Origin of the sequence: [Mycobacterium] manitobense (assembly GCF_025821665.1) — a bacterium.
Taxonomy (GTDB): Bacteria; Actinomycetota; Actinomycetes; order Mycobacteriales; family Mycobacteriaceae; genus Mycobacterium; species Mycobacterium arseniciresistens.
Genome location: NZ_JACKSJ010000098.1, coordinates 22,275 through 48,406, shown reverse-complemented (window position 1 = coordinate 48,406; position 26,132 = coordinate 22,275). Strand labels below are relative to the sequence as shown.

General features: G+C 63.2%; 16 protein-coding genes and 1 pseudogene. 8 read left to right on the top strand and 9 right to left on the bottom strand.

The window, feature by feature from the left end:
• Positions 1 to 360: 360 nt before the first annotated feature.
• From H7I41_RS12995 to H7I41_RS12985, 3 genes are all read right to left on the bottom strand, one after another.
• Entirely contained in the window at positions 361 to 2,601 is a 2,241-nt protein-coding gene (locus H7I41_RS12995; protein WP_264013001.1) for a P-loop NTPase family protein, read from the bottom strand.
• A gap of 938 nt (positions 2,602 to 3,539) precedes the next feature.
• The gene (locus H7I41_RS12990; protein ID WP_264013041.1) at positions 3,540 to 3,962 is read right to left on the bottom strand and encodes a very short patch repair endonuclease; all 423 of its coding nucleotides are present in this window, start codon (positions 3,960 to 3,962) and stop codon (positions 3,540 to 3,542) included.
• 74 nt (positions 3,963 to 4,036) lie between these two features.
• Positions 4,037 to 7,534, bottom strand: coding sequence for an ATP-binding protein (locus H7I41_RS12985; RefSeq protein ID WP_264013000.1), 3,498 nt, complete (start codon positions 7,532 to 7,534; stop codon positions 4,037 to 4,039).
• Positions 7,535 to 7,951: 417 nt separating this feature from the next.
• Between H7I41_RS12985 and H7I41_RS12980 the strand changes: the two genes are divergently transcribed.
• Positions 7,952 to 8,182, top strand: a complete 231-nt coding sequence (locus H7I41_RS12980; protein WP_264012999.1) for a hypothetical protein — start codon at positions 7,952 to 7,954, stop codon at positions 8,180 to 8,182.
• Between the two features lie 2,311 nt (positions 8,183 to 10,493).
• On the opposite strand, the gene H7I41_RS12975 is transcribed toward H7I41_RS12980, so the two are convergent.
• From H7I41_RS12975 to H7I41_RS12965, 3 genes are all read right to left on the bottom strand, one after another.
• Complete coding sequence (locus tag H7I41_RS12975; RefSeq protein WP_264012998.1) at positions 10,494 to 12,041, bottom strand: ATP-binding protein; 1,548 nt, start codon at positions 12,039 to 12,041, stop codon at positions 10,494 to 10,496.
• Between the two features lie 317 nt (positions 12,042 to 12,358).
• Positions 12,359 to 13,522: a DNA cytosine methyltransferase gene (locus H7I41_RS12970; protein WP_264012997.1), complete on the bottom strand. Its 1,164-nt coding sequence runs from the start codon at positions 13,520 to 13,522 to the stop codon at positions 12,359 to 12,361.
• A gap of 339 nt (positions 13,523 to 13,861) precedes the next feature.
• A complete protein-coding gene (locus H7I41_RS12965; RefSeq protein WP_264013040.1) occupies positions 13,862 to 15,247 on the bottom strand; it encodes a PIN-like domain-containing protein in 1,386 nt (461 codons plus the stop codon).
• 650 nt (positions 15,248 to 15,897) lie between these two features.
• Here H7I41_RS12965 and H7I41_RS12960 point away from each other — a divergent pair.
• Positions 15,898 to 16,312 (top strand): annotated as a pseudogene (locus H7I41_RS12960) (SbcC/MukB-like Walker B domain-containing protein); the annotation flags it as partial.
• 141 nt (positions 16,313 to 16,453) lie between these two features.
• A complete protein-coding gene (locus H7I41_RS12955; RefSeq protein ID WP_264012996.1) occupies positions 16,454 to 16,900 on the top strand; it encodes a hypothetical protein in 447 nt (148 codons plus the stop codon).
• A gap of 246 nt (positions 16,901 to 17,146) precedes the next feature.
• Here the strand turns inward: H7I41_RS12955 and H7I41_RS12950 are convergent, their stop codons facing one another.
• Positions 17,147 to 18,883: a DUF7159 family protein gene (locus tag H7I41_RS12950; protein WP_264012995.1), complete on the bottom strand. Its 1,737-nt coding sequence runs from the start codon at positions 18,881 to 18,883 to the stop codon at positions 17,147 to 17,149.
• A 121-nt stretch (positions 18,884 to 19,004) separates the two neighbouring features.
• On the opposite strand from H7I41_RS12950, the gene H7I41_RS12945 reads away from it, so the two are divergent.
• From H7I41_RS12945 to H7I41_RS12930, 4 genes are all read left to right on the top strand, one after another.
• Positions 19,005 to 20,660, top strand: coding sequence for a DUF7937 domain-containing protein (locus tag H7I41_RS12945; RefSeq protein WP_264012993.1), 1,656 nt, complete (start codon positions 19,005 to 19,007; stop codon positions 20,658 to 20,660).
• Between the two features lie 47 nt (positions 20,661 to 20,707).
• The gene (locus H7I41_RS12940) at positions 20,708 to 21,364 is read left to right on the top strand and encodes an esterase (protein WP_264012992.1); all 657 of its coding nucleotides are present in this window, start codon (positions 20,708 to 20,710) and stop codon (positions 21,362 to 21,364) included.
• 11 nt (positions 21,365 to 21,375) lie between these two features.
• A complete protein-coding gene (locus tag H7I41_RS12935; RefSeq protein ID WP_264012991.1) occupies positions 21,376 to 22,767 on the top strand; it encodes an NHL repeat-containing protein in 1,392 nt (463 codons plus the stop codon).
• An 81-nt stretch (positions 22,768 to 22,848) separates the two neighbouring features.
• Entirely contained in the window at positions 22,849 to 23,175 is a 327-nt protein-coding gene (locus H7I41_RS12930) for a contact-dependent growth inhibition system immunity protein (RefSeq protein WP_264012990.1), read from the top strand.
• A gap of 81 nt (positions 23,176 to 23,256) precedes the next feature.
• Here the strand turns inward: H7I41_RS12930 and H7I41_RS12925 are convergent, their stop codons facing one another.
• Positions 23,257 to 24,540 (bottom strand): threonine/serine exporter family protein, encoded by a 1,284-nt coding sequence (locus tag H7I41_RS12925; RefSeq protein ID WP_264012989.1) that lies wholly within the window; start codon positions 24,538 to 24,540, stop codon positions 23,257 to 23,259.
• Between the two features lie 106 nt (positions 24,541 to 24,646).
• On the opposite strand from H7I41_RS12925, the gene H7I41_RS12920 reads away from it, so the two are divergent.
• Complete coding sequence (locus tag H7I41_RS12920) at positions 24,647 to 25,606, top strand: alpha/beta fold hydrolase (RefSeq protein ID WP_264012988.1); 960 nt, start codon at positions 24,647 to 24,649, stop codon at positions 25,604 to 25,606.
• On the opposite strand, the gene H7I41_RS12915 is transcribed toward H7I41_RS12920, so the two are convergent.
• On the bottom strand, positions 25,566 to 26,129 hold the full coding sequence (locus H7I41_RS12915) for a YceI family protein (RefSeq protein ID WP_264012987.1): 564 nt from the start codon (positions 26,127 to 26,129) through the stop codon (positions 25,566 to 25,568). The genes H7I41_RS12920 and H7I41_RS12915 overlap by 41 nt on opposite strands.
• Positions 26,130 to 26,132 lie beyond the last annotated feature (3 nt).

Below are 26,132 nucleotides of genomic sequence, written 5' to 3'. Positions count from 1 at the left end.
GATAATCTGGCGACGTACATCGGAGGTGAAAGGTGTTGATAAACTTCGCGAGCTTGAGGCCACCTGCGCTCGCAAATTAGCCCACTCTTTATCCCCCACGGATCGGTTCGGCCGGCCACTGATGAAGGGTCCCCATCACCACGCGGGGAACACCGGTGAACTGGAATGGATCATTTCGCGTAACCGAGATGCGACAGAGCTTTCGCTGACAGACAGGGGGCCATCGAAACATCGGGGCGAGCGAGCACCAACTACCGCCTTAAAGGCGACGGGCGGGTCCGCATGATCGGTCGCCCGGTGTGACAAACCCATACGCGACTCAAATGAGGCACCCGCCCAGGCGCCTTATTCACTAGTGTCCTACAGCAGCTTGACGCCGTTAGCCTCGGCAACGACGTCGACAATCGCCGTGACTTCGTGCAAGAAGCTGTTCTGGTCTAGCGACGGCGTAACAGTCGGTATCGGCGCCGCACGGTCGTAGATATCGCTGGCAATCATTTGTGCTCGGCGGAACGTAGAGCCTGTTCCGTGCTCAGCGTAGGCGTGTTGCCAAGCCTTCGTGCGGTCCAGTTTGATCCTTCGGATGCAGAGAAGCGTTACCTCTTTGGAGATTTCATTCACAAGAAGGTTGAACACCGCCTGCTTGTCATCGTCGGACGGTTCGCGCCCCTCCCAACGGACGGGCTGCTGCAGCATCCGATAAATCTGCTCGTCGAGCTCACGCTTCAACTCGCCCACCGGCTTCAGCGTGTCGTACTCGTCCTCTGAACCCGCCAGGCGACGCGATAAGGCCTTAATCCGGGTCCAGTGCTCTTTGGGATGTCCGGTTACAGATTCGAGGCCCAGCAATCCCGACCACCGAGCCTGAAAACCCGCGGCAGCTTCGCGGACGGCGAGAACTACATTTACTCTGTCGTACACAGGACGGGTGTCCGTCGTGTCCGGGATGTCGTCGATGTGATCGACTGTCCGCAAGAGCAGATTCAGCTGGTCGATCGTCCGTCGGTCCGCCTTCTTGTAGGGGTCTAGGCGCCTGTCGATTCCACCGACAAAGAAGCAGGCCTTATCAATGCGCTGCCTCAAGCTTCGTTCGGCGAACGGACCAAGATCTTCGCCAATCGCCCTGAGCACGTTGTCCACCGACGCCTTAACGTGAGCTTGCCTGTCGCTCACGAGCGGTATGTTATCGCCCTTGACCATGTCGAAGTGACTAAACGTCACCACCAACTTGCTGGCGTTGCCCGAGGTCACGACGGCCTTCATAGCTGCCGCCGGTGCGGCTTGCATCGGCTGCGCGGAGTTGTCAACTAAGAGCACAGCATCCACATCCTCAATCCGTTTCGACACGGCCGTGGAGAGGGCAGCTGCGGAGTTGGGCGTATGGCCAAGTCCCTCGCCGTCAATGAGAACTAAGCGTGGGGGTGCACTTTCAGACCAAGCTGGCACGAATCGTCCCGCAACGCGAATACCGTTGACGAGCGGGGTAAGCAAAGTTCCGAACAGCTTGGCATGATTACTCGAGAATCGCGCGACGGCATCGAGAAGTGCCGCGCGACTGTCGGTCTCCCAGCTCCAGGACACCGGCCAGCCCTGACGGTTCTTCGTCAGTCGACCTTCCGCCAGGATGCCGAACCGCTTCTCGACTTCGTCGAACAGTCCGTCGACAACAGAGTGAAAGCTTTCGTCGCTGCGGAGCGCAAAGTCGAGCGTGTCCTCGATCAGCTCCTCGACCACTCGCTCGTCATCCGTGTCGCGTGCCAGCTGCCACGCCTCTTCTTGATGCGCACTAACCAGGTCTCGCAGGACGCAGAGCGCACCTTCGACGGTCTCCGCGGTGGCCTGAAGATCGAACGGGGCGTCCCCCGCAGCGACCATCTCAGTGGCGTCATCGTCATCGTCATCTTCATCGTCGGCCACTCCGCCACTAAAGCGTCCAAGAATGTAACTGAACCGGAAGCGTTGGTTGGGGTGGTCCAGTAATCGTCGACGTTGTTCGGCCTCCGGGGCTCCACGGTGAATGGCAAGTGCTGCTTCAGATACACATTCACTCAAATAATCGACGACCTCGTCTCTTCCGACGAATGTAACAACAGCGCGATAAAGGTCGTCGTCGACGAAAATCAATTCTGTGTCGGCGATCGTGGTCTTGGCCGTGGAAGTCGACGGGAAGCGTTCGGTCTCGGGGTCCGTGCCCAGAAGCTGTCGAACCAGTGTTGTCTTGCCCGCGCCGGTGGTTCCGAGCATGAGGACTGACCGGTACCCGTCCTGGAGCCCCGGAAGCACAAGAAGTTCGTCACGCAGCGCCAACGGGTCAGAGACAGAGGGATTCACACCGTCAAAGAAGATGTCAAGCACACGGTCGTCGTAGCGAGAGGCCAAAGCGTCTCGGGACGACGGCTCCCAGACCTCCGGGTTGCTCAGCAGCTCGTTGAGCTGTTCAACCAGAAGGGCTGCTTGACTCTCATCGCTGGTCCCGAGCCCACGGCGTACACGACGACCCGGCTTCCCGTCGGCATCCGCCCGCAATGGATGGCGGAAGATGACTGCCCAGGCTTCCCGCCCCTGCGAGCGGCTTTTTGTAGCTGTGTAGAACTTCGGCACGACTCCCCCTTGTTGTTCCCCCGTTGTTCCGAGTTGATCATTCGCCGGTGGGCGCCTCTTGTCAAGCGTCAGGGAACAACGGCGGAACAACGGGCTGCAGCCCAGGGAACGGTTGCAGATCCGGCGCTCGCCTCGACGAGGGGGCAAACTTCGTCGTACCACTTCATTGATGTCGCTCGAAGGTCACTACGGAATCCGAACGCCACCAACCAGCCTGCCGCCTTGGACCGGTGATACATTCCGCAGACGCTGACCGGAGCCCGAACAAGCGACTGTGAAGACTCAGAGGTCGTAGGGCTCGATCGGCGCGTCCAGCAGCAGCCGTGGCTTCTCGGCAGGTACTCCCCTGAGAGGCAAACGCCGAGACTGAGGCGCACGGGCCTGCGCCACACGCCACCCGCTTGGCCGCCCATACCGGCACTACCCGCGCTAAACCGAGGTCGAGATCCCCTAGAAGCAGTTCATAGCGAAATCGCGACAGACGCTTGGGATCTCCGTAGCATTTTCACATGGCTCTCATCCGATCGCTACGAGAGGACAAGCACGTTGCAAGGCCTCCTCGCACTGAAGTCGATTGCCTTCACACGACAGTGCACACGAAGTCCGGCAGAAAGTTATTGCGTTTAGCGACACTAGGGTCTGACCAACGAATGCTACAGCCGAAGCCAAGCCAAATCATAGAACTCGACGAAGCCATGGCGTCAAAGCTCATGGTGCTTATTCATCGCACGTTCCCGAATATAGTTGTTGGTGACGACGACTAGAAGCACCACAGCAGGCGACGGAGACGACCTCAATCAACGCCATTGTATCTGACCGTCCCCGTGGCGTAGCGAGGTCGCGACGAGTGGGCCAAACACTCCGACTAGCGTGTCGTTCTGTTCAATGCAGACGACTATGGGCGCATAGGGAATTGCTCGGTAACGTCGCGCGTCGGGCTACAACCTGACGCGTCGCCTTACTGCAGCAACAACCGCTGCAGCCACGTCCTCGGGCACCTCATGCTCCCAGAATCGGAGTGGCAACCAGCCCGCAGCGCGGAGCTGCTGGTCCGTATCGCGGTCTCGGCGTTGATTTCGCTCAATCTTCTCCGCCCAGTAGTCGGAATTAGCCGTTGTGCGGCGCGATCCGTGGACTGGGCAGCCGTGCCAGAAGCATCCGTCGACGAACAACGCGACTCTGGCGGGACCGAATACAACGTCGGCGCGTCGGCGCATCGCGGTGAGCGGAGCGACGTCTACGCGGTACCGTAGACCAGCCGCGTGAATCAACCGACGTACAGCTAGCTCGGGAGCCGTGTCTCTAGTCTGTTGGCGCTGCATGCGGGTACGGACATCCGGAGAACTGGCCCAGGAAGGCACGACTTCAGGTCTCAGCGTGCGCTTCGCGGTCGCCGGTCGCGCGTCTGCTCGTCGGCCCACCGGGCCAATTCTGCCTAATCGAGAGTTGGCAGTCCAAGTTCCTCTGCGTCTCGGTAGGCCTGTGTCATCCGCAGTAGACGCGGTTCCTCGCCTGCGAAGCTGACGAAGGCTTCGCCCTTCCCGAGTGTTCGGATCTGCTCTGGCAACCGCGGGTTGTTGGGTTGCAATTTGCGAGCAGCCATCGTGGCGACGGTCGCGTCGGGCAAGCCAAAACAAATTTTGGTTTGCGCGTTCGCTGCTACAACATCGGGGAGATCAAGGGGACCCTGCGTCGCGAGCAACACAGCAAGCCCTTTAGATCGGCCTTCCCGGATCATTGTCTGGATTGCACGAAACGGCGCCACCCTGTGCGCCTCGTCGACCACTAGGACGTATCGGATTGTGTTAGGCACGGGCAACATATTCTGCACCCGCAGCAACAGCGCTGAGAATATGAATCCGGCGGCTAACACGGTCGTTTGGCCGTTGCCCGGGATTTTCGACAGCCCGAACACAACATTGCGGTCGACAACGTTGCCTAACGGTTCACCGGACTTAAAGAGGTCATTGCGCGTCAGGTCTCCTATAACGCCGGACAGATCTTCGTCGAGTTGGTCATCAAGTGTTCTGAGAGTAGGCCAGCGGTTCTCTGAGCGAGCCACCGAAAACGCTTCAAGCAGAGCCTTCTCCAGCTTGGCGCGTTGCCGAACACCCAGCTTTGCGCCGACAGATCTAACTGCTTCATCAACCGTATCCCGAAGCTCGATTACGGCGCTCTGGATCGCTCTTCCGCCGTCATCGTCGAGCGCCAGGGGGTTGTATGGCGCCCCCCCGTTCCACAGGTCGATAAATTCAGCGTTCGCAAACTTCGGAAAGCCGTTGTCGTCGCTATAGTCGTTCTTGAAGTCAGCTATTCCAAATTGACTTCCGCTGAGTCTCGCAAGTTGTCCAAGCAGACTCATCGCGAACTGGGTTTTACCCATTCCCGAGGATCCCCAGATTTCGGTGTGTCCGTTCTGGAGAACCGTTTGTTCGGAACCAGCGGGATGCCATCGGACTTTTTCGTTGGTCTGTGCATCCCAACCAAGGAGCGGAGCCCGGAACTCAATGGTCGATAGCGTCGAAGCGCCCGCTCCACCGGACGAAGACTCCTCCCAGTTAGGTGTCGTAACGTCCCTTTCGAATGCCTTATCTGACCTCTGCGACTCGCCGCCCGAACCAGTCGCCTGGCGTTCGCGCGCGGTGTCAGTAGTCACCTTCGTTTCGGAATCTTCCGGGGGGTTACCCTTCGCTTCTGCCCCGCTCGGTTGCGATTCCGGTCGCCTCTTCGTCCGCGTGCTCTGCAGTCGCGGAGCGTCGGATTCAACGGTACGCAGTTTGGTGAGGTTGGTGTCCGTCGCTGCCCGCAACAATTCCCGCGTCAGTGGGATACTCCGTAAGACAACGGGCACAATATCGTTCGCGAGGTTCGCACGGTACGTTCGATTCAAGGACTCGACCTTTGGGCCGAAGACGAGGCCAACGCCCGCCCATTCGAGGCTGCCACGACCTAGTCTGAATGCCTCCAACGCCCGCAACTCGTCCAAATCCAGCTTGAAGCGGGACTCGCGAGCAACGGCATACGCAGCTTCGGCAATGCGGTTCAGCCACAAACGACTATGGATGCTACCCGCTTCAGGATAAGCCGCCCACTTCGTAACTGCCAAAGTCTGATTAAGTTGATCGAGAGCACCCGCGGCCGCATCATTCTCATCGCTTCGGCGCGCTTTTACTTCAATGGTGGCGACATGGACACCCTCGTCTTTCGCGTCGAGTGCAATCGCAAGCAGGTCAGCCCGCTTGCCAGGAAACCAATGCCGATACTCATCGAGGCTCACGAGCAGCACGCGACAGCCCGGCGGCAGTGGCCAGGGCGTCGTAGTCGTCGCCAATAAGCTGAACGCAACAACGTGTCCAACGAGCTCGTTGATCCCTGCGCCACTTGTGGCCGCTTGCAGGGCTAAGATTCCGTAGCCCTGGCTCGCCACTTGCCGCAGCTTCGTCCCGATCGAAAGCGCTACATCAGGTTCTGAGATAATTCCAGCCGCACGCAGGCTGCGCCCGATCGCGCGATCCGCTGGGCCGCCCGATTTTTGACTGATGACGAGGGAGAGGGGACTATCTCCACTTAGCCGGCGCTGTTGATGGAGGATGGCAACACCTTCGGGGCCTAGCGCTTGTTCGAGGCTGTCCCTTGTGGCGTAACGATCGAGCGTAGCCACCCAGAGGGCGAGGTCATGCACTTGTTGGAGTTTCGTTGCGATGTCCAGCGTGCCAGTACGAACTTCCGGGACTTGCAAAGGTTGGTCAGGTTCGGGCCACGCATCTTCAATCGCATTCTGAAGTCGTAACCACAGTTGGCCAGTACGGGACGCTGCCGGGGGCATAAGGAGAGTGCGGCGATCCTGCTTCGGGCGCTGCCACACTCGTGGCGCGAATAGAACCTCGGCATCTTCTGCCGGCGCGTTGACTTCGCGGGACTCGATCTGCAGCCGGTTTCCACCTTCCGTTAACCCGGTTACCAGTGCGAGGTGTACGGCAGGGGCTGGCGAGCCGGGCCGCAGGAGCTTCTGAGCTCGGTCCAGATCGTCGATATATCGCAGTTCGAGTACGTCTCGACTATCGCGAAGCGAATCGTCAGCGACGGCGAGCGTGGCGGGGTCCGGGCGATCCACATCTGTTGTGCCGACACAGAAAATCTCGATGCGTCTGATCAGCGCGTTCCCAGCCCGGCGCCCAATGAGTTTCACTGCCTCACTGACGAGAAGATCGGCGGCCCCCGGCCCCCACGCCAAGCAACGCAAGTGCCCTGCAGCTTCTGGCTGCAACTCGAGCAGTTGGATTACTAGTGTGCTGAGCGCATCACCCGCGAACCCGCTCTCGTCGCGTGTCGAGCTTCCACCAAAAAGGCTCCAGATTCGTCCTTCGCTTGTTGGCAGGAGCGCGCGATCCTGTGTCGAGATGCGAAGATGCGCCGGATGATGTGCAGCGGTTGTACGCGCTATACCGTTAGCGGTAGCGACGGCATCGGTTGGTTCCGCGACGGTGCCCGGCTCCTCCGCTCCTCTCACGAGCTTCCAAAGGGCCTCCAGGTACTGAGCGAGCCACTCCGCTTTCATAGGCGAGAATGGGGTCAGGGCGGTGGCGCTCTCGCCACCACGAACAGCGCCCGAAAGGGCCAGGTTCTCAGCGTCCGTTTGGTCGGAGTCGGCTTCGAAAGCGGCGCAGGTGTCAGACCAGTGAGTGACGAACCTCTTCAGTTCGTTGGGATCGAGCCCCCCGTCGAGCGAGCGACGAGCGACTGCTTGCAACCGTTTTGCCAGTGGGAGTAATCGCTCGGGAACCGGCTTGGCTACAGCATTCACCGGACCGCAGAAAGCGTGAAGAGTCGGTTCGTCCCGAAGGATCAGCGTCAACGCCGGTGCTTCGGAAAATAAGATCGCAGACCGGAGCATTGCGGCGTCGTCAAGATCCGGTCTCCAGTCGACTTGCACGGTGCTGCCATCGCCACTGTGAAGCCGTAGTTGGAGCAGAGGCAGCGGTGCTCCGCCACTCAGTCCAGCATCCCCGTAGGCGGCCAAAACGTCGCCAAGATCGTCATCGTCGGCGGCCTTAAGGAGTAGCCCATCTACGTCGCCGCCCGTGCTGTTCCAAGCATGCAGAAGTGCACCTAACCGCAGGCGCGCGCAGGCCAGGGTAATTATTCGGCCAGCGCCGGTCCTATTTGCCGCGGACGCGGCAGTAGGCAGTGGCGGAGACAAGACTTGTACTCGCTCGACGAGTCCACCGAGCTGTTGCGCAGCTTGAACGATCGCAGCTTCGGGACACGAAGGATTGCTACCGTTAACAGATCTATCTCGAAGGAGACGCTCTAACTTCGTTCGGGTCGGCCGGGAGAAAAGTCGATTTTGTTGTGCGTCGTCCAGTTCGCAGAGTTCTCTCGCGGCCACGCGCCGCTGCGCGCTCCGACGAAGGTCGTCAGCACGCTGCTCATACGTGCGCCAAGGGAGGGCCTCCGCCTGGCTTCCGACTGGAAGTCCTGCTCGAAAAAGTCCGATTTCTTCGCGAACTATGTCGGCCAGATCTTGCGGGCGCTGTTCCATTATCTCGCGCGCTTCGTCGAAGCGCAGCGTCCTGAGTAGTTCGGGGCTGCCCCCCTGCAATCGCGTCATGACCTCGTCAGCAGCTGCCGGCGCCCCAGCGTGGCCTACGCCAGGGCGGCGCCGAAGAACAGTCTCAGCGCGCTTTCGCAAGTCGGCGTAGGCCGAAGGCCGAAGAAAGTCGTCGCTCGTCCGCCGAGCAGCTAGGGCCAGATTGTCCGCGATACGGACGGAGTCAACACGTTCTCCTGGCCCCGCATGGTCAATGAAAGCCCCCAGGATGGGCAACGCATGCAATGGGTCATCTCCGGTGGCGACCCGGTCGAGGTAGTCCGCAACTGATGCTGCGCTTGGACGCGTCGCGACGCTTGCCTGGTTGATTGCCTCCCGTACAGCTCGGGCCGGGCCGTCAAGGTCGACCGCCGGCGCTTGCTGACTTAAAATTCCCATGTTCTCGGCGGATTCAAGCAAAACACTTGGTGAAACCGACTCAAATAGGTTTAGCGATTGCCGGTCTGGAACTTGCTCCCCGTCGCACAGCACCAGAACCACTCCACGGCCGTTTCGCTGATTGCGTAACTGGGTCCCTGAAACGTCACGCATCGCGAACTTGGGAAAGAGGGCGGGAGACGGAGAAACGATGGACAGTTGCGGCAGCTCGTCGTTCCACTGCGAAGCGAGACCCTCCGCAACAGAGGTCGGAACACCCTCGATTATGAAGAAACTCCGCCCGCCCGATCTGACGCTAGGATGCCGACGCAGGTATTCCGCCAATGCCGAACCAAGACGGCGACTCATACTCGGCTCCTGACTGCCCGCTCGCCGACCATCGTCGTTCTGTCCGACAGTCCGAGTGCTAGTCCCGCGTCACTCATTAGGCGCTCGGCGCGACGCGCGTTCTGTGCGAGGGCTGCGCCGTCAAGCTGAGTCGCGAGAGCCGTTCCTGCTGCCGACTCCTGATTGATCACGATTCCCCATTCCTTGCGAACAGCCATAATGAACTCACGACTCGACATCGGCATTTGGGCTGACAACGCCCCCACCATGGCCGCGATCAAGTCTGGGCTAGCTGTGAGATAGCGGTAACTTCCTGTGCCCGCCAACATTCCGACTGATTCAAGAAGTACACGGAAGCCATCCTCCGAGCTCCGACTATAGTTCGCTGTCTCTACCGCGAGCCGAGCTAGTCGCAGGTAGTCGTCGTCTCCTGCGGATGTTTCAATCGCGGCCAATTGGCTGCTCACGCTTGTTGCCTTATCGTCTGCTAGCGTAGGATCCCGAAATTCGGAAGCGAATGCCGTCACGTTTTCTACTTCTCGCAAATGACGCATGCATCGCGCAAGGGTGCGAACAGTGGCCTCGTTTAGCCGGATGCGAGCACGACGGTACGACTCCTCCGAGCGCTGTCTGACAGGGTCCTGGGACCGTGGCATATCGCTGAAGGTGAGCAGGAGGAACCTCTCCTGTCCTGGCGTACCGACAGTGCTCCAGGCCGTGCGAAGGATATGCATGGCGAAGTCAAGCGCTAGGACGCATCGAAGCTGCCACAGTCGGGCCGGGCCACTCGCATGACCCTGCAGCATCACGCCCTCGACGTGGCGGCACAGCTGACTGCCAAGTTCTGCAAGCCGAGGGTCCTCCCCTCGTCGCCAAGCCATCACCTCGTCTTCCTCGAGTGGCAGCACCCTGGTACTCCACGGCTCATCCTTCGGCAGAGCGCTCTCTAGAACCTCGCTGATCTGAGCGAGCGGAGTGTCGCCGGTGAGAGCATCTCGTATAGCTGCTACTGCTGCCGACCCCAGAGCCTTATCTCGCTCGTCGGGGGGATCGACGATCAACCGTGCGAGCGTGATTCCCCCGCCACGCATGTACACCTTTCGCACCGTGTATTCGGTACTACGGGGACTTGGCTTCCGCGCGTCATACCACAACAGGGACTCATGAAACGGCCTCAATAAGGACGCACCGGCTTGTCCCCGTTGCGTCTCGGGGTCAATAAGGCCTTGCAGCGTCTGCTGCGCGAGTTGCAGGTTGGCAGATCCGCGGACTTGAGAACCAAGAGCCAATTTCGCGCCGTACTCTTCAGGAGTAGTGGCGTCATCGCCGGCCCTTCCCTTCTGACGCCCTCCAAGGAAGTTCTCGCCGAGCGCTAGGCTACGGAGCGCGAATCGTTGACGCTTCGGCGTGCGAAGATTTTCTGCGCTGGACGGTTGACTGTAGTCATTCTGTGCGAGTGTCAGCAGCGTCTCCGCACACAGTTGGGGCGCGCGCTCGTCGCGGTCGGGAGCCAAGCAGAATAGCTCCTCGGCAATTGCGCCGGGACTCAAACGATAGGGTTTCCGGTTCGAGGCCATCAGCGACCTCCTACGAAGTAGGGGAGGGAAATGGTCACTATCGAAGGCGGCGAAGAGTCAGGGTCAGCGACTTTGAGTGATGAGTCGGAAGGCACGTTCGCGGCCAAGTTTCCGTAGAAGCCCCGAAGGTCATTCATCTCCGCCACACCCTGCCCAACCGGTCCTTGGAACTCAGCCGCCTCCCGGATCGCTTCGTACATGCGTGGTGTTATTCGTAGCTTCAGGTTCTCATCGCTCTGCGCAATTAGCTCAATCTCAATATGGTCAACATCGACGAGGTCCTCCACAAGTCCACGGTCTGGCACCTGCAGAGACAATCCGTCAATCTGCACTTGGCTATGTACGAGAGACGGGCGGGCTGGCCTAAAAGAACCTGGATCTCTGGCGAATAGGCAGGCAGGGTCAGGAATGATTAGGCCCTCGTTTGGACTCGAGAAACCTGTAACTAGAAAGTTGAGTCCTCGCACGATCTCCTTCAGTTCGATCACGGTGTCGTTCAGCGACGCAGCCTTATGCGCCAATTCAATGAGATCGGCGATGTAGCGGTAGTCGAGTAGACGACGCGTGGCGGACGCCCGCCCGCCAAGTTCCTCTGACGCCTCGAAGAATAATCGTTGTCGCCATAACGTTTCTGCAGGGGCATTTGAGACGCCGTCGCCGAGTACCAGCGCGCGGAGGCCATCTTCCACTCGTATTGGATCTTCATCGGTGCTGACCATCTCGCCCAGCGCGTAGAAGGTCATCGCACCTTGATTGGTACGCACACGGTCAAGGGGCGATAAAGAACCGACGAGTCCCGGCAGGCGTCCCGGCGCCACCAAGTCGGGCCGAGTCACGCTGGGATCACCTGCTATTCGCCGAATCTTCTCAGGGGCGCCACTCGCATCTCGCAGCCATCCGTCAACCTCAAGGTCACTAACGGTTCCCAGGCCGGCCCTGCGGATGGCGGTTAGGAGAGGTGACCGTTCGGCAACGCCAGCCGGCAATCCGCCACCGAGGACTCTGTTGAAATAGCTGTCTGTTGCGATGAACGCGCTTGCTCCCCTGTCACGAGTTGCCCGCCGAATCTCTTCGCAGGCGTGGTCACCCACGATTGCCCACGACAGAATTGCGAGAACTTCACGGAGCGTCGGCACAGCTTCGCCACTGCCGAGTCGCACCAGCGTGCGAAGTTGTTCACGCACTTCGTTGTCACGGAGATGCTCGGCGTTGGTGTACATCGGGCAGCTTGCCTCTGCTGCACAGTTTTTGCACTCGACCCAAAGCTCTTCGCGACTGACATAGTCGAGCAACTGTTGCCATATGTAGTCGCCGGTCGGACGCTGGCGATTCACGTTGACTATCGTGAGGCCATCTGATCTCGCCGCTCCCTGTCTGAGCGCGTCTTCGAGCGTCTTTGTCGCTTCGATGTTGCCAATGTCTTCGAGCGCATCGCGAAGAACCCCCTCGTTGGCGCAGACGAGGGTTTGGCGCCTTGCATCCAACGCCTGGCCAAGCGCCACAGCACGGGTTGCCGCGTCAGGTAGTCCCGAAAGGTCCTTAATCACCCACCGATTAGACGTAATTTCGAGTAGCGCGTCGTTTCTCGGGAGACTCCCCCCGGCGGCCCGACAGTACGCCTCCGCAACAGCGGTTTTGCCAGTCCCCGCGTTTCCTGTCAGGACAACCGAACCAAACTCACCGGATGTCGCCCACTCTCGCACGAAACGACTCAATTTGGTGTCCACGTCAGGCCCCAAAGCTGCACCGAACTCGGCGAAGTGTTCCCTGTAAGCGCCGGCCTGCTCAGCGCTGAAAACAGACAAGGAACGAAGAGCTGACACCGCCGGCGGGCCTACTACCAAATCAGCTTGCGGACTTTCAGTCATGAGTTCACCGCTTCCTGCTTCGATTGGCTGACACTGGCCAGAGAGGGACCACCGCGTCTCGCGGCAGAAAGTTCCCCCCCAGTTCGCGGGCGCACGCCCGCAGCTAGCAGTGCGTTAGCAACCTCACTCGCGATGAGGTGCGCAGCTGGTGGCGGTACAGCGTTGCCGATCTGTCGGCGAACACGTGGATATGCCGACCGGTCGTCTCGCGGGCCCGTGCCGTAGTGGAAGATGAAATCGTCGGGGAACCCCTGCAGTCGCGCCTTCTCGCGATTTGAGAGCCGTCGCGGCTCGACATGGTGGTAGCCGTGCGTTCCTCCCCCTCCGCCAGCGATAATGGTGTAGGAAGGCTTATCGGGGTCGAGTCGCCGGTACACGTGGCTGATAAGTCCCTTGACAGCCAATCGGTGCCCCGCGGGCACCGCTTCGAAATTGCCACCCGGCGGAATGAGCTTTAGTCGTTCGATCACATCTGACGAGTCCTGTCCCAGCTCGTGATTGGGCGCCCCGGTCGGTAGAGGATTCTTGTCGAGCACGTCGCGGACTGTGAGTGGCGCGCCCGCGAACGGCGTCGGCACGACCGGAGGCCGTATGCCGAGATCTCGTCGCACACCGATCACGATGAGTCGCTCGCGATGCTGCGCAATGCCTAGATCTGCCATGTCGATTAACTGTGCACTTATGTCGTAATGGACGCCGGCCACAGACTTTTTTCCCGCACCGCGACCGGAGAAGCTGCTTGGTGACTTGAGCGCGTGCCGCACCAAAGTCCAGGCAGCGCCACGGTTCGCCGATAAAAGACCCGGTACGTTTTCGAGAATGAAAGCCGCAGGCCGGAGATGGTCAAGAAAACGCGCTACTTCGCGAAACAAGTTACCCCGAGCGGTGATCAAGCCGTCGTGATTCCACAGGGTCGAGTAGTCCTGGCATGGCGGGCCGGCCAGCAAAATATCACAGGGCACGTTAGGGACAGGAGTCTTGGTTACGTCTCCCTCGACGATGTGACGCCCGAGATTCCGCTTGTAGGTCTCTACCGCCCAGCGATCTTGATCGATAGCCCACACCACCTTTACCCGGTCGGATAGCTCCGCGCCCAAGTCCATGCCACCACAGCCTGAGAACAGGGACACTGCGGCGTAGCGCTTCGGCGTTGGCGCCATCAGAGCGATTCCTCCCTACGGACATCAATTCCAGTGCGGCTAGCCGGCGCGCAGAAGAAATCTGGCCCAGCGTTGAGACACATCGTCGGCATGTGGATCACGGTATCGACACCGGCCGACAGATCAGCCATTCGGCACGCCGCTCGGTCGTTCTGCAGGGCGGATTGTTCGTTTGTTGAACAAGCCCGCCGGTGCGCCAGGCAGCGGGTCACCGGCTAGACACCTGTGTCGGCAGGCTGACCAGATGCGAGAGAACACTGCCGTGGTGAAGCTTGAAAACGTTCGACTAGGAGGGCGACAGCCTCGGACGGGACGCGACGGTCCTCGACTTGGACGATGTCATTCGTCACGATCGTTAACCAAGCGGACCAGCCTCTGCAGCGGCACGCTTAGCGTCGATCCGTCCTTCGTAACCAACGTTACTTTCACCGGCCCGCTGTGTCCGCCTTCGCTGATTCGCTCCACCTCCCCCACCACCCGCCCGCTTCGCGTGACTACCTCAACGGTCTGCCCCAGCAACTCGCGTGCGAACTCGAACTGCCTTAAACGCTTTGCATCCACAGATTCACCGTCGGTGGCGTCTTGTCTAGATAACCAACTCGACCGCATCTCGTCGTTCAGCTCGCCCCTGCCACTACTACCCTCGACGTGTTTGCGGCCCAGTTCGAGTGCGACATGGTCAACGGCCGCCAAAGCACGCCTAACGACCGCCGGATCGGGGACCCCCTCTCCATGCGACGATTCGAGGCCTTGGATAAGATCCCGATACTGCGATGAGTTAGGGTCAAAGAAACTTAGCGCCCGTGACATTGCGCGCGCGTTCTCGGACGAGAAGAACCGTTTGAGCCGTCGCTTTTCACGAAGCTCGGCTTTGTCACGGTTCCGTGCGTCATCGAGTGCATCGACGCTATCAAGTGTCGTCGGAGTAACACGTGCATTTAAATGTGCGTTTGCATGCCTCAAGAAGCTGCCGAGATTGACCTGATGATACCTCCGAATTGAACGACTCGCGAACTCGACACGCAGCTCCGGTCTGGGGCCAATAGTTTCTCCAGCCTCCCGCCGGTACCAGTCTTCTTTGACGTCCGATGTTACAAAGATCACGGGTCGGTCAGTAGACGCAGCATGATCTAGTATTTCAAACCAAATCAGTGCGTCGCCCTCCACGTTGTCGTTTTTCTTGATATCGAGATAGCCAGGTGGAATCTGGGCCTCATATCTTTGTAGCGCGTCGTCTTTACGGGCAGCGATAACTTCATCGGAAGGTCTTGGTCCGATCTGTGCTGGATTATTGAGTATTCTATCGAGTCGGACCCGTATCGGATCCTGGCTTCTGATGTCTTCGTAATCTATGACGTGTAAGTGCTCGAGGTTGCCCAGCTCTAACAAGATGCTATCGGTGGCGGCGCCGAGGCGGGAGTCGACGACCGTAGCGAGAGCACTACGGACCTCTTTATCTCGAATTCCCTCGAGGGAAGCGTTCAACGACTTGCGTAAAGCTTCAACATCGTCTCGCACTTTTCGATATTGCGACTTGTGCTGTCGCGCTACATCCAATCGCCGACGCTGGAACTCTAAGCCTACATAGTATGGTATCCAAATGCGGGACCGCACTTCTTCTCGTGCAAACAGGTCGAGGATCTGCTCCCGCTGATCTGAGCCAATGCGGTATAGGTCGAGTAAAATATTGGTATCAAGGGCGATAGTTCCGGTCCGGAGCACCACCCTCAAGTCGGCATCATCCGGCTCGTACCACTCTGTAAAAGAATGACGCACAAATCCCCCATAGCGATTCCCGACGCCACGCAGTCCTTCATCATCGGACGCGACGCATTGCGACAACGAACCTTGTCACTTCTAGGGAGGATAGCCCGAGATTTCCTCGGTGGCACGCGTTTCAGTTCGCGCCACCTAGCAGAAGGCGCGCGGCCCCGGTAGACGCTCGCGTCGCTAGCTGCCGCACCTCTCAGCAGACACGGCCGACGCAGTGCGTGCGCTGGGGTATCGGTCCGTTCAACTGCTCCTGAGAATCTCGCAGATGCAAAAGGGAGACCCGGCACACAGGTGCGAAGAGAAAATGTGTCGGCTATCGACCCCCTCGTTCTCAACCGGGACCTGCAGCCCTCCCACGCCATCCGGCAACTTGCGACGACCAAACTCTGCCTCTACGCGACTTGATGGAGCGTAACCTCAGCGACGGCTAGATTCCCGAGACGGAACTCGTCATGCGGCTCGAACTCCACCTCACTGACCTCGGCGATCCCAGTCGGGCCGCCCGCAGATCAAGTCCTGGGCTGCCCACGATGCACCGCATCGTCGACGAGCGTCGCGGGACCAACGCCTGCTATGTCACCCAGGACACCCGCCGTGCGCTCGACTTCATCCGGACGCACAGCAATGCGGGCGACAACTCAGGTGGTGAGTAGGAGAAGCTGATGGCGTTCTGCCTCGCCGGCGCGCTGAGCTTCGACCTCGCCAGCCCCGACACTGCGACAGTGACGACAGAACAACGGTGTTCGCGCAACTATTGCTCGACGAGGTGTTCAGCAAGTTGGACTCGCAGTTCGCGCAGCAGGCGCTATCGGCGTTCCGCAAGTCCGGCTTCCAGTTGGTGATCGTCGCGACGTTGCAGAACGCCATCGTTATTCGGCCTACATCGACAGCGTGGTGATGGTTTCGGAGACGAAGCGACGGGCCGCAACACCCGCCCGATCGCGACGTGGCGACAGGGACGATCTCGACTTCAACTCACTGCGGCAGGAGTGCGGAAGACGCCGGCGGAGAGGGTGACTGCCGGGGTCTCAAGCACACGTCTCTGCGCTCGCTTGGGGCGTCCGGGGGGGCTTCTGCTCGCGCGGCACGGCAATTAGCCCGATTACGGTCCCACGGAGGTAACCACTGCGCGAGAATCCGGCCATGGGGAGTAAGCGAATGGGCGCGCTGGTGGCGGGGGCAACGTTACTCAGTTCCTTGTTCGCGGGCACCGGCACTGCTAAAGCTGACGACCGGTGCACAAATCAGATCAATTACGCAGGCGACCCGAGATCGAACGCAGAGATCAACTCGATAGGAGCCAGCACAGGGCAGTGTCCTGTATCAATTCCCCAGCAGAACAGTTTACCCGGCCTCGTCGATGGTGCAATTGAGGGGGCTGCTTGCTACAACTGGATGCGATACCAGTTCGGTCAGACGTCAACGGGCGCACAGATGATTTGCGCCGATCAAGGCAACGGCACCGGGGAGTGGATACGAGCGATACCGGTCATCGGCGAGCGCGAGATCGGCAGCCAGTGCGCCAGTGAACAGCAATATGGTGCGCAGTCTCCGGACGGCCGACCACTGGTGTGTGATGTTCAACTCGGCTGGCTTCCGAGTTGACCGACGGCGCTAGCGATGAAGTCTTTGCAGGCCCCCAGGGCCTGCCCGACCCTGAAGCCCTTCGACCTGACCGTTGTGTGTGACGGGTTTCGAGCAGGACCAATTTCCCACGTTGCCGCATGCCGGCTTCTTATGCCGTCGCGAAAACAGAAAGGCATGGCTCGTCACTCGGGCTCAATATGACTTGATGGGCGACAGGCGCGGGAATAGACGCGACGGATGTTTCGTATCGGGCCCGGATCTCGACTACGGCGACTCGGGGAACGTCAGCACCGGCTCCTCATAAGATCCCCCGCCACTCGACGGCAACTCCGGCTCCACCGGCTCAGGCGCCGCCGGCTCAGGCGCGACGGGCTCGGGAGCCACAGGGGCCGCTGGCTCGGGCGCCACGGCCGGCGGTGAATACGCCGGCGCCTGCGACGGGGGCGAGTACTCAATCTCCGGCTCGGGTGCCTCCGACGTCGGTGGCTCCGGCTCCGGCGGCACCGTCGGAACGGTCGTCGGCGTGCTCGTCTCCTCCGACGTCGTCGTCTTGGTCGTCGTCTCCGTAGTCGTCGTCGGGCTCGTCGTCGTGGGGCTAGTAGTAGTCGGAGTCGTCGTGGTCGGCGTCACCGACGTCGTCACCGTCGTCGTCCACGTCGGAATCGTCGGGAACGGGTTGAAGGGGTTGAACGGCACGATCGGCACACCCGGAACCGGCACCGCCGGGACGATCGGTGCGCCCGGCACCGGCACGGGACCCGGGATCTGCACCGGCGCAGGCACGACCGGGTTCGGCCCGCGATTCACCGGCACCCTCACCGCCGGAGCCGACGGCGCAGGCGACACCACCGCGATTGGCAGCGCCACCGGGTCCGGCTGGTGCGGCACCTCCGGCAGGAACCGCCCCGGCACCGTCTGCGGCTGCACGGGCGGCGCCGGCTGCGCCTGCACATCAGCCACCGGCCGGATCGTGATCGCCACCGACGCCGCCAGCGTCGCGAACGCCACCACCACAAACGCGAACGCACTGCCCATCAACACCGTCTTCGGCGGGGGCGGCGCGATCATCGCCGTGTAGGCCTGCTCATCCTCGAGCTCCGGAACGAACTCCTCGAGCTGCTCGTAGGGCAGCTCGTATTCGCCCGGCCCCTCCTCGGAGTACGCCAGCTGCGGCCCCACCGCCGCCGAATCCGTGGCCGGCGCCATCTGCGTCGCCTCACCGGCCACCGGCGCCATCTGCGTCGCGTCGCCAACCGCGGGCGCCATCTGCGTCGCATCCGCAACGGGTGCCATCTGCGTGGCGTCACCCACCAGGGGCACCATCGCCGGCGCCCCACCGATAGCGGGCGCCATCATCGTCGACGCCCCCGCCGGGAACCCGGCGTCCGACGCCGTCTGCGCTGCGCCCCGCGCAATCGCATACCCGGCATCCGGCGGCACCTGCACCGGCACCGTCGAACCCAGCTCGGCGGCGATCGACTCCAGATCCAGCCGGTGACCCACCAGCACGATCCGCAGCGTCTCGCCACTGGGCACCGACTGCAGCACCGCTGCGCTCGCGACGGCTGCACCGGACAGACCGATCGGCAGCGACGCCAGCACCGACGTGGACTCCTCGTCCTCGCCGATCCTCGCCAGCGACACCGTGTCGTCGTCGGCCAGCAGCAGCGCCGCATCGGCACCGGCACTGCGGGCCACCGCCGCGGCGGCCTCGGTCTCGGCCACCACATCGACGTTCGGCACGCCCGCGCCGACCACCGACTGCCGCAGCGTCTCCGCCTGCGACGGGTCCGGCACGACGAGCCGGATCGCAGCCACCCGGTTACCCGACTCGGCCACCTCGCGGTACGTGCCGACGATCGTCTCGGCCAGGTCGGTCATCCCGCCGTCGGGCAGGTCCAGGGCGTACTGGTCGAACACCTGGCCACCCGAGGCTGCCGAGCCGACCATCGCCAGACGCGCAACCCGCCCGGTGACCGCCACCCCGAGGACTACGTCCACCGACCCCACTCCTTCGTTCGAACCCGCACCAAAGTACCCCGGTCCGGCTTGTCAGCAGCGGCGAAAATGAGCACGCTGAGATGCCGACACATCGCGGCGCCATCACTGAGAGGATCGCTACGTGACCGATCAGCGTTACGACGCGTCCCCCACTGAGGCGGTGAGCGCCACCCCCGGCCGGCCCCGCGTCGGCTACGTGCCGACCCGTCCCAACCTGGTCCGCGACATCAAGGCCGTCGTGCTCCTCATCCTCGGCCTTCTGCTTCCGTGGAACCTCGACTTCGGCCTCGGCGCGTTCGGCGGCCGGACGTCGCTCTGGGTGCTCGTGATCGCCGTGACACTCCTCGCCGTCAGCGCCACCGTCGACACCCGCGTCGGCCCGTTGCGGCTCACCAATCCCGACCTCGACGTCCGCCTGCTCAGCCGGGTCCGGCTGCTCGTCTGCCTGCCCTATGTCCTCGTGGCGATCGGCTTCGTCGGCTACCACCTGCTGGAGACGCTGCGCGACGGCGGCACCGGATTGGTGCCGCCCGGCATCGGCCCCGGCCTGATCGTCGGACTCGGCGGCGCGCTGCTGGCCGCGCAGCCGCCGATCACCAGCGTCACCATCGAGGAGAACCGGTTCCGTCGCTGGTATTCGGTGGCGCGGGCGCTGGGCGCGGTGTCGATCGCATTGGCGACGCTGTCGGTCGCCTGGAACCTGTACTGGCGGCTGCGCTACCTGTTCGTCACCAACGTCGACTTCGGCGGCCAGGACATCGCCGTCATCGTCACCACCCTGCTGTACGGCGCCGTCGCATTGATCGCGGTCATCATCGCGTCGCGCTGGCTGCTCGAGCGGTCCGCCGCCGCACGTCTGGCCACCACCGCGCTCGGCGGGTCGGCGGCGCTGGCCGCCACGCTGGTGTGGCTGCTTCCCGTCGGTCGCGACATCGACGCCTTCCACGGGATCGCGCAGAACACGTCGACCGCAGCCGTCGGCTACGAGGGCTACCTGTTCTGGGCGGCGGCCGCGGCGATCGTCGCCCCGACGACTCTCTACGCCGTCTTCCAGATCCAGCCGCCCACGCTGGGCGCCTATCGCTCGGCCGCCCAGAAGTGCTTGACGCTCATCGCCTTCTGGGCGTTCGCCGCGGCCGCATGCCGAGTGGTCGACTTCCTCATCGCGTGGTCACTGGACCTGACGCGTGCGCTGTACGACACCGTCGCGATGACGGTGTTCAACCTGATCACCGGCATCATCGCGCGGTGGCTGCACCGCCAGCTCGGCCGCGGCGACACCACGGCGAGCGTCATCGCGGCGTTCAGCGCGGCACTCACCGCGTTCACCGTCGCGAACCTGGCCATCGGCGTTGCACTGGCGCCGCGCTACGCCGAACCCTCGCCCGACGCGGTCTACGGCAACAACCTCGCCCAGCAGATCACCAGCACCTTCGACGTCGTCGTCTGTCTGCTGAGCCTCACCGTGCTGATCGCCATGCTGTTCACTGGCCCGCTCGCCGGACTCCTGGCCCGCCGACGCGAGACCTCCGCTGCGACGCCACCGCCGACACCGCTGCCGGAGCCGGAACCGGCGACCGCTGTCGTCGCGCCGCCGCTGCCGAGAATCGCCCGGCGCCCGCAGGATTCGACGACGGTGATCCCGGCGCCACCGACCGAACAGATCGCCGCGCCGACCACGGCGCTGCGCATCAAGCGTCCCGAGCCGCCGACCCAGGCGATCGTCCCGCCTGACGACGCGCCACCCACGACGGTGCATCCGCGGCCGCCCACCTGACACACAGTTGGGATCGGTAGCGATCGCGACGCCGTCCCATTGCCGTCATGACAGCGTTCACGAAGGCATCCGCCGCGGCGTTCGTAGTCCTGGCGGCGGTGCTGTTGGCACCCACCGCCGCCGCCACGTCTGCGTGTGCCGACCTGGGCGGCGCCGTCGACCCTTCCGGCACCTGCCGCATCCACGAGAGCACCGACGGCTACCGCATCGACATCGCCTACCCGACCGGGTATCCGGACGAGGCGCCGCTCGCCGAGTACGTCGACCAGTCGCGCGACGACTTCGTCGACTGGATCCACGAGATCGACGCCCCGGCCCTCAAAGAACTCGACATGATCCCGCACACCTACCGGAGCGACAGCACCGAGAGCGTGGTGCTCACCATCGGCACCAACACCGGTGTCCGCCCGGTCACGACGTTCAGATCATTCACCTACGACGTCGACCGGCACACCCCGATTACCATCGATACCCTGTTCAGGCCCGACGCCGACCCGTTGACGGTGCTCAACCCGATTGTCCAGCGCGAGTTGACCGCTCGTGATGCCATGCGTAAAGAGCTCACCCTGGACGACTACCGCACCTTCGCACTCACCGACGACACCGTGACGTTCTTCTTCCCGCAGGGCGACCTGCTGCCCCACGTCGACGGCCCTCTCGAAGTCACCGTCCCCCGCACCGAACTCGACTCCCTCCTCGCCTGATTGGACACACCATGAACTACGCCCTCCGGCGCCTCGCCGCGCTCACCACCCTCTGCCTCACCCTCGCCGCCTGCTCGCCGAGCACCGACAGCACCCCGGGCACCTCGACCACTCCCGCGGCCGGCACCTCCGACTGCACAGTCAATCCGGCGACCGCGCCGGTGCCCACCGCGGAACCGTACGAACCGGTGCCCGCCGATGCACGAGTGGCTCTGTCGCTGAGCGGTATTCCGTCCGGCACCCTGCAACCCGGCGCGGCGCCCGTCGAGCTAGAGGTGACACTGTGCAACAACTCACCGGTCGCCTACCCGAAGGTCGGTATCACCCTGGTGCTCGAGCACTGCAGCTGCGCGCCGAACCCGCTGACCATTCCGGAGGGCACCATCGAGCGCTTCGACCCCGCCACCCAGACCTGGATCGCACTCGACCACCCCGCCATGGGCACCGGCATGGACTACCTCGGGGGCTACACCAACGAACAGGATCTGCCCAAGGGCAAGAAGGTGACGGTCAAGTACCGCGTCGCGCTGGATCCCTCGATGGTCGACGGCACGGGTGGCCTGGAAGCCGTTGCGGTGACGACGGATCCGCTCAACGAGATCGGCAAGGCCAACCTGCCATTCACCGCGACGAAGACTCCGTCGTCCACGCCGGCGCCCGATCCGCGCCAGTCGACCGTGCCGCTGCAGAGCGTCACGTCCCCCTTCGGGCTCGCCACCAGCCCGAAGGGTGACGTCTTCATCGCCGACCAGAACAAGGTGCTGAAGATCGAAGCCGGCTCGAACGACCAGTCCGACGTGCCGTTCACCGGGCTCACCCAGCTCGGCGGGATCGCCGTCGACACCGATGGCAACGTCTACGTCACCAACGACAAGAAGGTCCTGAAGTGGACCGCCGCCACCGGCGAGCAGACCGTACTGCCCTTCACCGGCCTGGAGAACCCGCAGCACCTCGCCGTCGATGACATGGGCAACGTGTACGTCGCGGACGGGCAGCGGGTGGTCGGCTATGCCACCGCTCTCGAGCTCCAGGCGGTGTTGCCGTTCACCGACCTGGCGTGGATCCGCGCGATCGCCGTCGATAAGGACGGCAGCGTCTACGCGAACGACGGCGCCCACCACCGCGTGGCGAAGCTGGAGTTCAACAGCAAGGACCAGACGGCGCTGCCGCTGTCGGAGAACGTCGAACCGGACGGACTCGCCGTCGGCGCGGGCGGTGACGTCTACGTCGTCGACACCACGAGCCGCCAGGTGGTCACGCTGGCCGCAGGGTCCGGCGAGGAGTCCGTGCTGCCGATCAGCGGCCTGAGCGGTCCGCGCGACGTGACCGTCGACGGGGCGGGCAACGTCTTCGTGCTCGACGGCAACGGGTTCGGGCAACTGGTCAAGCTGGCGGCGGGCTGATCCGCGAGTCTCGTCGCGCTGGAACACCAAGTACGAGAAGCTGAGGTCGACTTGGGCGGAACGAAACGTCGGGACGGACCAATGAACGACGGCACCATCTCCGAAGACTTGTACCAGTTCTTCGGCGCGTACTTTCATCAAGATTGGGTCGTGGAAGCCGACGACTGGCGAGGCATCGTCGACAGCTACGTCGACGACCTTCCCGTCGTCGGGCCCCTACGAAAGCTGGCTGATGAGATCGACGACCTGCGCGAGACTCATGCTGAATCGGATCTCAAGCAGTTCCTGCTGAGGACACCCGGCGTCTGTTACGACCCCGATCCGCTGACGTACACGGAATGGCTCGGTCAGATTGCGGATCGCCTGCGCAGGCATGCCGCCGGCATCGACAGCTACCAGAGGTCGTAACGCCGCGCCAAGCCTCGATTTTGCGCCCAGGGTCGCGCCCGCGGCTGGACAACAGCCGTAGACGCAAAAACCAGAGCGGCCTCAGCGCCTCGCCCTGCCGCGGATGGTCATGAACACGCTCCAGCCGATCAGCGTGCCCAGTGCGATCGAGAAGATCGCGGCGACCGTCGTCCCCAGCGTCGAGAGATCGCCCTCGCCGGTGACGGCCGCGCCGAGCGACTCGAAGCTCAATGCACCCGGCACCAGCGACCAGAACGCGGTCAGCATCATGACGATCGCCGGCGGCGACGTCTTCACCCGCGCCCCCAGCATCGCGAACGGCACCACGAGGAACGCGCCGACCGCGCCCGCATGCGTTGGCGACAGGAACAGCCCGCCCACTTGCTGACCGACCAGCGCCACACCGACCGCCAGCACCAGCCACAGCAGCGAACCCTTCGGCGCCGACAGGTAGAAGTAGATGCCCACGGCGATCACCACGATCGCGACGTACAGCGACCACGAACCCATCTGCGGCGAAGGGGCCTGTGGCGCAAGCTGACCCGCGACGTGCATTCCCAACCCGACCCCGAACACCAGCAGCGCCAGCTGGGTGGCGCCGTAAATGAGCCGGGTGGCGCCGCTGATCATCTGCGCGCTCGCCAGTTCCATCGCGGCGATCGTCAACGCCAGCCCGGGAAGGAGCGCCACCAGCGGCGGGCTGATCACCCGCAGCAGCCCGTCGTTGGCCGCGTCGGCGACGAACCACGTCGCGAGCATCGTCACCACCGCGGCCGCCAGCGTCGGCAGCACCGCGGCCAGGGTCGGGAACGGTCGGCCCAGTTGAAGGATCAGGCCGACCACGAAGCCGAGGAACACGTAACCCCACAGCGACGCCCACGTCGGGTTGATCACCATGCCGAAGCCCAGCGTCGTGATCATGTAGCCCACCACCGTGGTCACCGGCCCGAACCGGGGCGGCATCGACCGCGCGAGCGCGGCCTCTCGGGCGGCGTCGGCCGGGGTGATCGCCCCGACCTCGGCGAGCTCGGCGATCGCGTCGACCCGGCCCGCGAGATCGAGCTGGGTCGTCGGCCTGACCACCGTCTCCACCTCGTAGGCGACGGTGCCCACCTGGACCACCAGCGCCGTCGGCAGCGCGACGATCCGGACCGTCTGGTCGGTGTATTGCGCAGCGATCGTCAAGAGCCGCGCCTGGACCATCTGGGCGGGCTGCTCGCATTCGATCAGCGCGATGCCCAGCTCCCGCAGCATGGCCGCGACCTGCGCGTCGTCATGATCCTGCCCCGCCGCCAACGCCTCCGGGATCTCCTTGCGGATGGAGTCCAAGAGCCGCCTGGATCGGCGAGGACGGGAGTCAGCCATCCCGCGATTGTGCGCGTGCGACCTGAGCGCCACACGACCGCCGGGGCCCCACGTCGCACCGCAGTTCGCCGTGGAGGCAACCTCACCGTTACATTCTTTCTTCGAGATGACATCTTTCAACGACTTGGTCCGCCACCCCTACCGCGTCCCGCGCGTCGACGACCCGCGCGCCGAAGGCCGGTTCACCCTGCCCGACGGCCGCCGCATCGGCTTCGCCGAGTTCGGCGACCCCAACGGCGACACCGTGCTGTGGTTCCACGGCACCCCCGGCGGCCGCCGCCAGTTCCCGCTCTGCGGCCGCCGCGCCGCCGTCGAGCTCGGCCTGCGCGTCATCGTGCTCGGCCGGCCCGGCTCCGGCCTGTCCGACCCGTACGCCTACGAGGCCATCGCCGACTGGGTCGCCGACGTCAACCACGTCGTTGACATCCTCGGCGCCGAGCAGATCTCCGTCGTCGGCCTCTCCGGTGGCGGGCCCTACGCCCTGGCCTGCGCCGCCGTCCCACCCCTGGCGAGCCGCGTCCAGGCAGTCGCCGTCCTCGGCGGCGTCGTCCCGTCGGTCGGACCCGACGCGCTGGCGACGGGCGCCGTGGAACTGGCCCGCAAGTTCGCCCCGGTTCTGCACAGCCTGCGCCGGCCGCTGGCCGCGACGATGTCCGCGCTTCTGACGCCGGTGCTGCCGATCGCACACTTCGCTTGCCAGGCCTATGCCGCCACCACCCCCGAAGGCGATCAACGCGTGCTGCACGATCCCGAGATGGAGGGCATGTTCATCGACGACCTGGTGCTGCTGTCCAAGGGCCGCTTCCAGGCGATTGTCGACGACGCCCGGCTCTTCGGCCGCGACTGGGGCTTCAAACTCGCCGACGTTCAGGCGCCGGTGCGCTGGTGGCACGGCGACTCCGACCACATCGTCCCGCTGGCCGACGCGCAGAAGGCCATCGACATGCTGCCCGACGCCACCCTCGTGCTGCGGCCCGAGGAGAGCCACCTCGGCGGCTTCGCGACCGCCGATGAGGTGCTGCACTTCATCCGCGCGCAGATCGGTCCTTCGCAACCTGCGCGCTGAACGACACCGCCACGGCGTCCTCGACGCGCATCGCGCCCAACACCATCGAATAGGGCTTCATCGTGAAGTCGGAGTGCAGGACTTCGGTGTCACACGACAGCCGCCACGAGTCGCCGGCGTCCGACACCTGCACCTCGACCGTCCGCTCGCGCGCGACGCCGTGGATCTCCAGCGTGCCGGTGAGCGAGTAGCCGCCGTCGATCGACGCGACGTCGTCCGCCCGGAACGTGATCGTCGGGAACTTCTTGGCGTCGAACACGCCCAGCGCATTCGAGCGCGCCAGCATCTTCTCCGGACCCGACAGTCCCTTCACGCCGCCCTCGCCACGCAGCACCTCGAGTGAGTCGACCTCGACCGTCACCTCGGCCGCGACGGGTTCATCGGAGTCCCAGTCCACCGAGGCCGTCCAAGACCGGAAGGCGATCGTCAGCCGGTGGCCCATCTTCGCCGCCGGGCCCGCCACTCCGGTCGTCACCAGGAGCTCGCCGTGCGAGGCGTCCAGAATCCACTCCGTGGTCGTCACCGG

Coding starts and splice junctions, on each gene's coding strand:
- H7I41_RS12970 (WP_264012997.1), bottom strand. CDS start 13,522: ATGGCGCCAACGCCGAAGCGCTACGCCGCAGTGTCCCTGTTCTCAGGC.
- H7I41_RS12955 (WP_264012996.1), top strand. CDS start 16,454: ATGGGCGCGCTGGTGGCGGGGGCAACGTTACTCAGTTCCTTGTTCGCG.
- H7I41_RS12940 (WP_264012992.1), top strand. CDS start 20,708: ATGACAGCGTTCACGAAGGCATCCGCCGCGGCGTTCGTAGTCCTGGCG.
- H7I41_RS12935 (WP_264012991.1), top strand. CDS start 21,376: ATGAACTACGCCCTCCGGCGCCTCGCCGCGCTCACCACCCTCTGCCTC.
- H7I41_RS12930 (WP_264012990.1), top strand. CDS start 22,849: ATGAACGACGGCACCATCTCCGAAGACTTGTACCAGTTCTTCGGCGCG.
- H7I41_RS12925 (WP_264012989.1), bottom strand. CDS start 24,540: ATGGCTGACTCCCGTCCTCGCCGATCCAGGCGGCTCTTGGACTCCATC.
- H7I41_RS12920 (WP_264012988.1), top strand. CDS start 24,647: ATGACATCTTTCAACGACTTGGTCCGCCACCCCTACCGCGTCCCGCGC.